The organism is Gluconobacter kondonii (genome assembly GCF_002723995.1).
GTDB lineage: Bacteria > Pseudomonadota > Alphaproteobacteria > Acetobacterales > Acetobacteraceae > Gluconobacter > Gluconobacter kondonii.
On the sequence record NZ_BEWP01000016.1, the window covers coordinates 34,080 to 45,886 of the forward strand.

At 54.0% G+C, this 11,807-nt stretch carries 10 protein-coding genes and 2 pseudogenes; 9 read left to right on the forward strand and 3 right to left on the reverse strand.

Translation table 11 applies throughout. The annotated features are described in order from the left end of the window. The first annotated feature begins 3 nt into the window (after window positions 1–3). From GKO01_RS13060 to GKO01_RS13075, 4 genes are read left to right on the forward strand one after another with little or no spacing between them, the layout of a single operon-like run. The gene (locus GKO01_RS13060; protein ID WP_099287414.1) at window positions 4–2,340 is read left to right on the forward strand and encodes a DotA/TraY family protein; all 2,337 of its coding nucleotides are present in this window, start codon (window positions 4–6) and stop codon (window positions 2,338–2,340) included. A gap of 8 nt (window positions 2,341–2,348) precedes the next feature. Beyond that, on the forward strand, window positions 2,349–2,771 hold the full coding sequence (locus GKO01_RS13065; protein WP_099287403.1) for an HlyD family secretion protein: 423 nt from the start codon (window positions 2,349–2,351) through the stop codon (window positions 2,769–2,771). A gap of 48 nt (window positions 2,772–2,819) precedes the next feature. Next, the gene (locus GKO01_RS13070; protein WP_099287404.1) at window positions 2,820–3,833 is read left to right on the forward strand and encodes a thiol:disulfide interchange protein; all 1,014 of its coding nucleotides are present in this window, start codon (window positions 2,820–2,822) and stop codon (window positions 3,831–3,833) included. Between the two features lie 26 nt (window positions 3,834–3,859). Next, the gene (locus GKO01_RS13075) at window positions 3,860–4,357 is read left to right on the forward strand and encodes a hypothetical protein (RefSeq protein ID WP_244901468.1); all 498 of its coding nucleotides are present in this window, start codon (window positions 3,860–3,862) and stop codon (window positions 4,355–4,357) included. Window positions 4,358–4,390: 33 nt separating this feature from the next. Here GKO01_RS13075 and GKO01_RS13080 read toward each other — a convergent pair whose 3' ends face one another. Beyond that, window positions 4,391–4,690 (reverse strand): hypothetical protein, encoded by a 300-nt coding sequence (locus GKO01_RS13080; protein ID WP_099287406.1) that lies wholly within the window; start codon window positions 4,688–4,690, stop codon window positions 4,391–4,393. Between the two features lie 990 nt (window positions 4,691–5,680). Here GKO01_RS13080 and repC point away from each other — a divergent pair. Then, entirely contained in the window at window positions 5,681–6,925 is a 1,245-nt protein-coding gene (gene repC, locus GKO01_RS13090; RefSeq protein WP_099287408.1) for a plasmid replication protein RepC, read from the forward strand. A gap of 52 nt (window positions 6,926–6,977) precedes the next feature. Continuing rightward, the gene (locus GKO01_RS13095) at window positions 6,978–7,262 is read left to right on the forward strand and encodes a DUF2312 domain-containing protein (RefSeq protein WP_061490889.1); all 285 of its coding nucleotides are present in this window, start codon (window positions 6,978–6,980) and stop codon (window positions 7,260–7,262) included. A 168-nt stretch (window positions 7,263–7,430) separates the two neighbouring features. Here the strand turns inward: GKO01_RS13095 and GKO01_RS13105 are convergent. Beyond that, a pseudogene (locus GKO01_RS13105) lies at window positions 7,431–7,958 on the reverse strand (recombinase family protein); the annotation flags it as partial. Window positions 7,959–8,249: 291 nt separating this feature from the next. Beyond that, a complete protein-coding gene (locus GKO01_RS13110; RefSeq protein WP_099287410.1) occupies window positions 8,250–9,278 on the reverse strand; it encodes an IS110 family RNA-guided transposase in 1,029 nt (342 codons plus the stop codon). Between the two features lie 149 nt (window positions 9,279–9,427). Here GKO01_RS13110 and GKO01_RS13115 point away from each other — a divergent pair. From GKO01_RS13115 to GKO01_RS13125, 3 genes and pseudogenes are all read left to right on the forward strand, one after another. Beyond that, window positions 9,428–9,880 (forward strand): annotated as a pseudogene (locus GKO01_RS13115) (IS6 family transposase); the annotation flags it as partial. A 215-nt stretch (window positions 9,881–10,095) separates the two neighbouring features. Further along, window positions 10,096–10,380 carry a transposase gene (locus GKO01_RS13120; protein WP_264816264.1) on the forward strand — a complete coding sequence of 95 codons (285 nt, stop codon included), beginning with the start codon at window positions 10,096–10,098 and terminating at the stop codon, window positions 10,378–10,380. Window positions 10,381–11,551: 1,171 nt separating this feature from the next. Further along, on the forward strand, window positions 11,552–11,807 hold a 256-nt coding region (locus GKO01_RS13125), incomplete at its 3' end, for a transposase (protein WP_145994769.1).

Here is an 11,807-nt window from a genome sequence, read left to right on the forward strand (position 1 = left end):
GTGATGACTTCTTTCAGACAGTTCAGAAACACGGGTAGGGCGCTCTGCGCCCTGCCCACCTTACTCGCAACAGGGATGGCTCACGCACAATCTGTTACAGGTAACTCGACGTCAGGAAACTCGACCTATGGCGTGACCTGGAACATGCTCGATCCCGGTGATGACTGGGCCGCGACCATGATCAAGTCGGTCTTTCCGGTCTTTGGATCGTCCTCTACGTCCACCGGCACAGAGGCCACGGTCATCGGGACCATGCTGGGCGATCTGTCCGGCTTCGTCATGGCGCTGGCCATGGCCTTTGTCTCTTACGTCATGATGATGAACATGCACCGCTCGGCCGAGACGTCGAAGGTGCTTGGATCGAATCAGACTTCCATGAGTATCGTACGTATGGCCTTTGGCGCCATCATGATGCTTCCGGTCGCAGGCGGTTTCAGTGCGGGGCAGGCGGCGTTCGTTCAGGGTTCGCTCTGGGGTGTCGGCATGGCGAAGACGGTTTATTCGTCCGCCGTTCAGGCGATTGGTCCGGACGGAAAAACCATCGCACAGCCCATGGTGCCGGGGACAAAAACCATTGTAGCGGGTTTGATCGGCAACGAAATGTGCCGGGATCTGGTCAATCTGGCCTCGTCCAATTCCAGCCTTGTGCCGGCACCAACGGGTCAACGCGTCTGGGCTGTTCCTGGGGCGGATGTTGGTGTCATCACCTATCCTTATCAGATGACGACTGGGGACGGTCAGCCAGTTTGTGGCTCTGTGACCATTCAGGCTCCTCGGAGCGCGACCAAAGTTCTGGGAATTACTGTGGATACGGCTGCCATGCAGCAGCAGATCCTTGATAGCGTTCTCGTCGGTGAGATCCGGCCGCAGGTCCAGCAGGTGGCAACCCAGTTCTGGCAGACCAAGAAGTCCTCCAGTCTGGCACCGCTCGTGACCCTTATGACGCAGGCGACCAATGACTACACCACCAAGCTGACCGCCAAGGCTGCCAGTATCCGCCAGCAGGTTCAGGCCGCCGTGATGCAGCGGAGCACAAGCTTTCAGGCGTGGGACAGTGGTACGAACGGCAGTGCTGCCAATACCAAGAACCGGCTTGATAGCCTCGGCTGGACGGGCGCAGGGGCCTATTATCTTGAGTTCGCTCGTCTCAATGGCGAGACCATGTCTTTGATGGCATCGACCCCGAGTGTCAGCGCACCCACCTATGTGGGCCTGGGCGAAGACCTGCATGGGGATATTGCGCCCCTGATGCAGTCCACGGGCGCGCTTTTGGCCAACATCTCCAACATGGTCGCGACGCAGGATGGCATGAATGCGCCAGGGGGCAGCAGCGACCTTTATACTGGCGTCACACCAACCGGCGACGGCGCAGGCATCCTGTCTCGGGTCGCGCTGTCTTTGCATCTGAGTGACTACACACTTCAGACGGTCATGGCGTTCATCGAGCCCTCTGGTGCTGAAGGCTACTGGACGGATCCGTTCGGAAACCTCATGGGATTAGGGAACTGGATGGTCACCACAGCCCTTCTGGTCATGGCGTCCGCAGCGCTTCTCAGCTCGGACGCTGGATCTGCGGTGACGGCGGCGGGTGCAGCCCTGACGGGAAATTTTGCGGGAGCTGCCGGTATCGGTGTGGGACACGTCGTTGTGCAGTTTCTCAGCACGCCAATCCTCACAGGCGCAATGGCGCTTCTGCTTCCAGGCCTTACACTCGCGTTCGTGCTGCCGATGATCCCCTGGGTGATGTGGATGGCTGGCGTTGCTGGCTGGCTTATTCTTGTGTGCGAAGGCGTGATTGCAGTTCCGCTCTGGATGCTGGCCCACATGACAATGTCCGGAGAAGGTCTGCATGGGCACGCGAAAGCAGGATATGCCCTGATTTTCAACGTCCTTTTCCGACCAACCCTGATGCTGTTCGGGCTTTTCCTCGGCTACTTCGTGTTTGATGCCATGTCCTGGCTGATCCACCAGACATTCGGTGTGGCAGCAGGGTTTGTGCTTTCGCATGGCTGGATCGTGACCAATCTTATTGGCGTCGTCGTCATGCTCGGCATGTATGTCACAGTTCACATCACGCTTGCTCTCATGTGCTTCCGGCTGATTGCGATCCTGCCAGAGCGTGTTCCTGCCATGATTGGCTTCCATGAAGGGAGCCGCGTCGATCTGGATCAGTTTTCTAAGGATGCTGCGGTAATCGGTATGGCCGGTACTTTGAAAGGAATTGAAAGTTCGCTTGCACCTTCTAAAAAAGGTGAGACGGCAGGTAACTCGAAAAACGGTGGCGCATTGACAAAACAAGGCTCTAACTTGGTAGATACAACGTTAAGCCGTACCACATGAGGTCTGAAATGTTTGGCAATGATGGAATGAGTGGATGGGCCGGGTACATGCTTGGCCAAATGTCTGCCGATTCCACGCGTCGCCGACGTGAGGTGGTGGACAATCTACTGCGTCGTCCTTCTGAGAGCTGGCAGGACAAGTACGCAGTTCTGGTAGCCAAAGCGCAGGAGTTCCTCGACCATATCAAGTGGCAAGAAGGGATTATGAAAGAGCGTAAGGATCAGATTGCGTCTCTTGAGGCAGATCTGGTCCAGGTGCGCTCTGATTTGGAGCGTCAGCAGTCTTTAACAAACCAGTGGAAAGATTTTGGCGATAAGTCGGAGGCTAACTACGACGAGCTGAAGGCCTGGGCAGATAAAGCCGAGGCTTCGCTTAAACAATATCGCTCCCTCTACGGTCCTCTTCCAGACGCTCCAAAAAGCAGCTCTTAGTCGCATCTCAGCCCAATAGGGTCTCCTTAATTCTTCAGGAGACCCTTTATGCGTTCTCGTACTTCTCATTATCTCGCCGCATCGCTGTTCCTGGCAGCGCCGGCAATGGCGCAGACCCAATGCGCTGTTCCTTCCCCGCCTGTCCCAACGTCCGCACCTCAAAAAACCGCTCCGCTCGGGCCTCAGCCGACTGACGCGATCCAGCGGCTGGTGCAGGCAGGCAGCGAGATCCTGTGGGCAGAGCCACAGCACGGCCTCCAGACTGGCGTTGCTCACGGCGATAACCAGCTTCTGGTATTCTTCACGCCTGAAAATCACAGCTTCATCATTGGCGGAACACTCATTCCCGTCCCCTATGACCGTCTTCATGAGCTGATGGGCAAGCGGGCGACAGATCTGGAGGTCTGGCATGGCACCAGGGGCATGTTTGTGCGTAACGGCGACCGCTTCCAGGTAGTTTATGCGACGCCAGACGGTCAGGCCGCGATCGCCGGCACGGTGTGGGACACCGCAGGCAAAAACATCACAAGACAGCAGATCCGCTACATTCCAGGGGCCGTTCCCACAGTTCGGATCGACGTCCCGGGAGGCGGAAAGGCCTCCGCCGGTTCGTTGTCCGAGCAGATCTATGCTGGAGTGATCGGCCAGAAGGGTGCGCCGGAAGTGATCATGTTTATTGATCCGCGCTGCACGTTCTCGATCCGCGCCATGCAGCTCCTTCAGCCTGCCGTTGATAGCGGCAAGCTGCGTCTGAGGGTCGTGCCGCTTTCGCTCCTGGACTACGAGGATGGCGGCGCAAGTACGCGTTACGCCAAGGCTATGACCTCGCTGCCAGCGGATGCTAGCATGGTTCAGGCCTGGACGTCTGGCGGCCTCTCGAATGTGCTGGATCAACCGTCTCCAGAAGCGCAGTCCCGACTTGATGCCAATATGGCAGCCGCTAAAGCGGTGTCGCTGACAGGCACACCGACCTTTTTCTGGAAGCATCATGATGGATCTCTGGGACGTCTCGACGGGGTGCCACCCGACCTGAACAAGTTCCTGATGGATGTCAGCCAGTGAGCGGGGCGAACGAAAAGAAGGGAGTCTTGGCCAAGACAGGCCGGGCAGCCCGGTTTGTTGTAGGCTCTCCATCCGTCGCAGTCGGCGCCACGAGTATTCGGGATGGCTACAGTCTGCTTCGGACACTGTGGGGCATTGTCCGGAGAAAGCCTGAAGCGGAAGACGGGTTTCGCGTTGATGATTCGGGCCGCATCGACATTGTTGCGACGGCAGAAGTGTACGATGTCAGTCCGGCAGCGGTAGAGATCTATCTCCAGAACCAACAAGCAAGGACGTATCAACGCGCCTGGGCCGCGGCTCTCATCGGGGCTTGCCTTCTCGTAGCGTGGATCATTGTCGGCCTCAGCGGGTCATGGTGGAGCCAGACGCTTGTGACCGCGATCGAGATGATGCCGTTCTGGTTCGCTCTGGGGCTCTATATTCTGCAGAATGGGTGGATGAACTGGCAGTTTCGTCAGCGGAGGAAGGCTGGGATGCTGGCCTATATCAGAGAGGCCGATACCCTCTTCCCTAAACGGTCCTGAAACAGGAAGCGGCCCAAGAGGGCCGCTTTTCTTTTAGAAGGTTCCGGGTGGGTGCGTGGAGTTGTTGTTGGGACCACCAACGGCCCAGGCCGCGTGCTCGTAGTCTTCACGGCCTCCCGCATTGCGGGGATCTTCCACCTTTACGATATGACCTTGCCGATCATAGACGGGGGGCGCCCAGACCGCTCTGGCTGATCCATAGGCCGCGCCCGGCTCATAGCGAGCATGTTTGAGCGGCGGGGGTTTCGGGCCGTGACCATGATCGGCCGAGACGTTGCCAGAGCAAGCCGCCAAAGCGAGAAAGGTGATTACAGGGAGGAAATTTAATTTCATTGACCAGTCTCCGTTTCGATATCACGAAGACTGGCACGACCATCTGCGACTAAGACGAGAAAGCCGTCTTAGGCTTTAAAATCGAGTGCTGATTCCTTATGCGCGACACAGAACTCTCCGGCTCTGTCAGCTTCAAATGCACTGAATTTCTTCAGACACTCGCTCTTGAGTTCGAGAAATACGGTATCTAAGGAATCTAGACTTCTGAGCTTACGCACGTGGCTCTCGCACTCTTCGACTTGACTAACGTAGTCGTTTATCAAAGTAGACGAGGTAAAGGTCATTCCAGAAATTATGGCGAGAGTGTGAATAATACTATCAACACAAGATTGTGTTCGAGCGCAAAAGGATAATGCATCGAAGCTATTTAGTAGAGAATCTGACTGCTTATTCTCTTGCCGTACAACCGAACCCATCCGACACCTTTACAACTACTAGACGAACCCGAGGCCAGATCGTACCAGAGCTCTGGATACAGTCTCTTTATGGACTTTATCTGCTCTCTCTTCCTTTTCGCTCTAGCACGGGCTCACGCAAAGAAAAAAGGTTTCCTTAACGAATTGTGAAAAAAAATTACGGAAGGCCGCTTTTGTTCTCATCACTCCCTTGCGGGCGTGGAACAGACTCATGTTACAGATGAAAGTCGCAGATCCTTGTGGCGATATCTCAGCGGCCGGGAGACTCTGAAAAGGGCCTTTCTTTCTCGCTACAGGAGAAGCATAAAGGCAAATCGCCTATTTGGGCTTGAAGAAGGAATTGTTTGAGTGAGTTAGCCAGAGCCCAGATACGTTTAAGGCCCCGCTTTCACGAGGCCCTAGAACGTAGTCCCATCGGTCGCCAAACCGATTGAACTGGATTGAAATTTCACCAACTGATTTTTCAATCCTACATTTCAGCTTCGAATGCAAGAGTTTCTTGCAAACGGGAGGGGCTTGTTTGAAGGGTTGGAGAGCAGGGCTTCGGAAATCCCGAAATCCTGAGAAGTTTTCCATGACCTATTCTCTTTCGCATGACCCCCATCAGGCTGGGGTGAGACGCATCACTCCGGCCATGATTCTGGCTGAAATGCAGTGTGAGGCCCTGCCCCGCAGCGGTGCCACCAAGGCTCAGATCCTCAGCGCGTTGCATACGGAGCCCCGGGCGCTTGGCCTTCAGCCGCGCCAGTCCGATCTGCTGGGCTTTCTGATCAGCCGCACCAAGCCGGTGGATTGGGAAGATGACAATCTTACCATCTGTTCTGTACGCAATCGCGACATCTGCGAGCGCTTTGGGATCGAGAGATCCACGGTCAAGCGCTGGCTACGTGGCCTCAGCGAATTAGGCTGGATCATCATGCGCGATAGTCCGAACCAGCAGCGCTGGTTGCGACGCGAGGGCCGCAATGGTGCGATCCTTGAAGGGTACGGGTTCGATCTGTCGCCGCTGTCTCGGCGCTATGATGAAATGCTCCAACGCGTCGAGGCCTTCAGAGAGCGGGAACGCGAAGGAAAACGGCTGCACAAGCGCGCGATGGTCTTAGGCCGCCGCATTACGGCCCTTTGTGCTACGGCCTTGGAGACAACCGCTGACAAGCCGACAGTCATGAGCATCCAGCAGAACGGGCATCAGCTCCTGGCGCTGCGTGGCACTGACCACGATCTGGACATCCTGTCGCCGCTGGTTGAGCAGATGGAGGGTTTGGTCGAGCGTCTGGAGGCTATGATTGCTGGGGCTGACCCTGTGGAAATGGACCCCATGGGGCCCACTGATGGACCCCGCAATACTGATACAAACCCAAATACTATAACTAAAGTTACTGTAAGCGGAGCCGGCTACGCCGGCGTTGACATAGAGGAAGAAGTAGTTGGGTCTGACAGTGCCTCCCGTTTCAAGGCCTCACCGCTTCGGGGCTTTAAGGCCGGACCGAACTTCCTTCTTCAGCTCGTCCCGGATCTGCGCGATCTCTGCTCCAGTAGTCGCCCACATGAGGCCGAGCTGATCGAGGCCGTCGAGATGCTGACAGGTTCTCTGGGAATTTCCTCTCATGCCTGGCGTCAGGCGTGCAGCGTCATGGGCCGATACGAGGCCGCCGTCGCCGTCTGTGTGATTTCCGCGAAGTCCCGAAAAGGGAAAGTGCGGTCCGCTGGTGGCCTGCTTCGGGCCATGATCGAACGCCACCTGGACGGAACGCTTGCTCTGGACCGGACCCTCTATGGGCTGGCCTCGGATCTTTCGACCGACCGAACCTACCATTGATGCATCAGTCGCAGATTGAGCCTGCAGAATGGGCGAGTGAAAGGAGAACTGTATGTTGGCACATGAAGAACAGGACACAGCATCTGCTGAAACCACCGTTCAGACCGGAGGAATTGCAGCGGATCGCCTGAGATCCATCATTGAGCGGGTTGAACGCCTGGAAGAAGAACGAAAGGCGTTGGCCGGAGATATCAAGGACATCTTCAGCGAAGCCAAGTCGGCCGGGTTCGACGTCAAGATCATTAAGCAGATCCTGAAGCTTCGGAAAATGGAGCCTGCCCAGGTTGAGGAACAGGAAACCCTTCTGGACATCTATCGTCGTGCTCTGGGAATGTGACTTACCGGTGTGTCCATTGCGGACACACCTTAAAGGAGAAGCCAGATTTCCACGCCAACAATGACGGCAATGTCCTACCGTGTGGCCATGGTATCCGGGATTGTTGGGATCAGTCTGATCTTGGCCGGATATGCACGGGTGAAATATCTGCGGTCTAGCCCATCCCCATCAGGCCTGTCGTCTGCGGCGGTTGAGAGGCTTCTTCTGATTGTTTTCTGCGGGACGCTCGTCAACATCACCGTCGCCTTCCTCACTCTCTGAGCGTGGTTGCCAGCCTATCCGCTCAAGAGTGTTCAACAGGGTTGTGCGTGGAATTGTGAGACGTCGTGCAACGGAGAGCTTACTCTCACCCTTGTCGAGGTAGTCGAGCGCCATGTCCAAACGCTCCTGACTGATTGACGGAGGCCGTCCGCCTATTCGGCCTCGACGTTTTGCGGCCGCAAGCCCTGCCATGACACGCTCATGAATCAGAGCGCGTTCGTATTGAGCCAAAGCGCCAAACAAGGAAAACATCAGCTCGCCATGAGACGTTGTTGTGTCCATTTGTTCGGTCAGGGAACGGAAGGCTACGGATTTGGCCTTCAGATCTTCTATGATCGTCAGGAGATGTGGAAGAGATCGCCCCAGCCGATCCAGTTTCCAGACAACGAGTGTGTCACCACTCTTTATATAAGAGAGACATTTTTTAAGACCGGGTCTGTCATCGCGGGCTTCTGTGGTTGCCGTTTGAAATGCAAGAAATTTCTGATCCTAATGTGCGAGTGATCGACTGCGGTCTTCTGTCAGGCCTTTGAACGCGGCATTTACAAAAGCCGCTGGCCGATATGGTGATCTGCGGATTGGGTCCAAATCTCTGTTCCGTGTTTGAGAACACTGAGCCCTTGGCTGGTTTTCCTAATCCGGATCGGCTCGATCATGCGCCCATATGGGTCGTCGCTTTCTCACACCCCCCTTTACCGGTTCTGCTTACATACGACTGAGTTCAACTCATCCCGCAACAGCCAGAACCGGATCCCGATAATTCTCGTGTTTCGTTAGCATGGCCCAAATCGTTCGGGCCATTTTGTTGGCCAGCGCGATCGCGACGAGCATACGCGGCTTGCAGGCTATCATCCGGGCCAGCCAAGAGCCTGGAACGGGAGGTTTGCGCCCCGCCCAACCTACACGCGACATTGCCCCTATGATCAACAATCGCCGAATGTCAGCCTGGCCGGCCTTTGAAACCCGCCCGAGCTTTTCCTTGCCACCAGACGAAAACTGCTTTGGAACCAGCCCAAGCCAAGCCGCAAAATCGCGTCCGCAGCGAAAAGTCTCCATTGCAGGTGCAAAAGCTTCCACGGCTAGGGCCGTCAGAGGCCCGACCCCAGGCATTGTCTCCAGACGCTGAGCCACACCGCTCTCTTGCGAAAGCCTCACCATCGCACGGGTCTTTTCTGTAATCCTCCTTGACTGCGCGTCAATCTGTTCGAGAAGGTCCCGACATTCCTGACGAACAAGAGTTGGAAGACGAACGCTTTCATCGTCGACCATCTCTTCAAGGCGCTTGAGATGGGTCATTCCTTTTGGAACCACCAGACCAAACTCGTAAAGCGTGCTGCGAAGGGCATTCACCAGTTCCGTGCGCTGGTGAACCAGCCGATCACGGCAACGATATAAAACGGTCCGTGCCTGCTGATCTTCTGCTTTGGGTGTCACAAAGCGCATCTCCGGCTGCCGGGCAGCAATAACAATCGCTTCAGCGTCAGCTGCGTCGTTCTTCTGGCGTTTGACGAACGGGCGCACATATTGCGGCGCGATCAGCTTTACCTCGTGACCCGCATTCACCAATTCCCGTGCCCAATAATGAGCACTTCCACACGCTTCCATGATGACAAGCGCCGCCGGTTGGCTGGCCATAAACTGAAGAAATTGTGGACGGCGGATCTTCTTGCGGAACAGTAAATCCCCCGTCATAGAAGCTGCGTGAATCTGGAAAACGTTCTTTGCCAGATCAATGCCAATCATCGTATCGTTCATTTGCCGCCCTCTCCTGTTCGTGGCTGTTCACCTCCTCCACGTTGGCACATTGCGATGCCGTTGGGGGAGGACGGCAACCACCCCATCTCTGTTGCAAAGTTGATAGCCCTGTTGGAAACCGCCTTTGGTTTTGGCTTGGAGCGGTTGTCATGAATGATTTCAAGGGTCGTCATTTTCGTGGTGAAGTGATCCTTTGGGCAGTGCGTTGGTATTGCCGCTATGGGATCAGCTATCGCGACCTTGAAACCATGTTGGCCGAGCGAGGCGTAAGCGTTGATCATTCCACAATTTATCGCTGGGTTCAGCGCTATGCGCCCGAGATGGAAAAGCGTTTACGCTGGTATTGGAAGCGTCCCGGCTTTTCTCGCAGCTGGCGTGTTGATGAGACCTACATCAAGGTGAAAGGGCGGTGGACCTATCTGTATCGGGCCGTCGACAAGGATGGTGATACGATTGATTTCTACCTCTCACCCACCCGGAACGCCAAAGCTGCCAAACGTTTCCTGGGCAAGGCCGTAAACGGTCTGAAGGACTGGGAGAAGCCGGAGACGATCAATACGGACAAGGCTTCGACCTATGGCATAGCGATCAGCGAGCTCAAGAAGGGGAACGGTGAGAGGATGTTCGAAAACGTACGGTAAGAGATACCGTATGTAAGACGTTGATTTCGATACGGGTTACGTGACCGAAATTCAGCTATTTTCGGAGCATCTCGACGCAGTCATATAAACGCTCATTTGCGTGACACATTTCTGAGAAAATGGCTGTTTTTTACTGATTTTCATGACGGAAAATTCCTTACCGTACGTTTTCGAACATCCTCTCACCGCTCCCCAAGAAGGATGGTAAATTGCCTGACACGGTGCAGCACCGGCAGGTCAAATATCTGAACAATGTGATCGAGGCCGATCACGGCAAACTCAAGCAGCTGATCAGGCCGGTTCGTGGCTTCAAAACCCTCAAGACCGCCTATGCGACCATTAAAGGTTTTGAAGTCATGCGGGCCCCGAAAAAGGGACAGGCTAAATTCTTCCAGTTCCAGGACGGTATCATGGGAGAAGTGCGTCTCATTGAAAGGCAGTTCGGAATTTATACATTCTAAAAAACCCAGAAATCAGCCTCGCATCAGATTACTCCCAGCTTTGCAACAGAGCCCGAGAAAATGGGAAACCTGGAGACGGCCCGCAACCCGTTAAGACAAATGCCCCAACCATTTTTTTTTGGGTTATCTGCACCGCAATATGTCATGTTTTAACCATGAATCGTAAGTCTAAAAGGACTTAAAAAATTTTATTGACTTCATATAAGAACCTGATCACAGTAAATAGCCTTCAATCTGAGTTGGAGAAAATCATGTCAAAAGAATCTAGCAAATCAATTTGGGAGTCGAAATCTACTCTTATTGATGGTTATCAACTATCTGAAATCGCAGGCTGCACTCCTGGAAAAACTCAGGCAATTTGCTCAGGGAAAATTTGCTCAGCTCCCGAAGGAGGGGGGTGGATGATGTGCGACTGACTGACTGAATAATTACTTAATATGTTTTCTTCATGTCCAGTCAATTATTGGTAGAATCATGAGTCTTATTTCAGGTAAAATATATAATTATAGAATATTATCAGTTTTGTTCATGGCCCCGCTATATTTTAACTCTGCAGTCTGTTTCGCTTCGGAACGGAATACTGTCAGTTCAGAAGAACAGGCAGGACACCCTTGTACATTTATAGCGAAGTCTCTTCTCCTTGACCCGGTTATTGTAAGTGAAGATAACCATATAAAATTGTTCTATCTATCTTTGCCCACCGCTAGTTCTGATACAGGCCCAGCTAGGGCGACCCTCCATTTCGACCGTTTTTGTAAAGAAAATTCATATAGGCCAGGAATCTCTGTTTTTCTTGGAGATCATGCTATCGACTTGGATGGTCAAGACTATGCTGCTAGAGCCGTACGTTACGGGTTATATCTCAGGCATAACAACAGTAAAATTACTACCCAAAATTTACAAGAATGGTTTCCCGAAGTAAAGCTTTCAAAGCAATAAAGTTATTACGTGAACAACATTATTTTTGTCAGATAAAACCTGGAGGGATCGAAGAACCGTTGATTGATGTACGTGGCCCGTGATTTCTGGGTTTTGTCGATTTGATTGACGGTTTTTGCGATGCTCTCTGCTCTGCGTTTTGAGCAGATCGGGGCTGTACCCCGCTGAGAGCCCTTTTGGAAATTGAGCGTGAGGGGTTTTCAGGGCGTCTTTCGCGTGATTCACACTCAGGATGTGGACGCCAGAACAACGAGGCCGAATGGCCGACATTACGCGCAAGACGAAGCGTTATCCGTCTGATCTTACCGATGAGGAATGGGAGCGCATAGCGCCCCTGATGCCGCCTTTGAACCGGCGTGGCCGGAAACGAGCAACCGATTTTCGTGAGATCATCAATGCGCTGCGTTATCTTGTCCGCTCAGGCTGTGGCTGGGAAATGTTGCCTGTTCATTTTGGTCCATGGCAGACCGTCTATTGGTGGTTCCGCA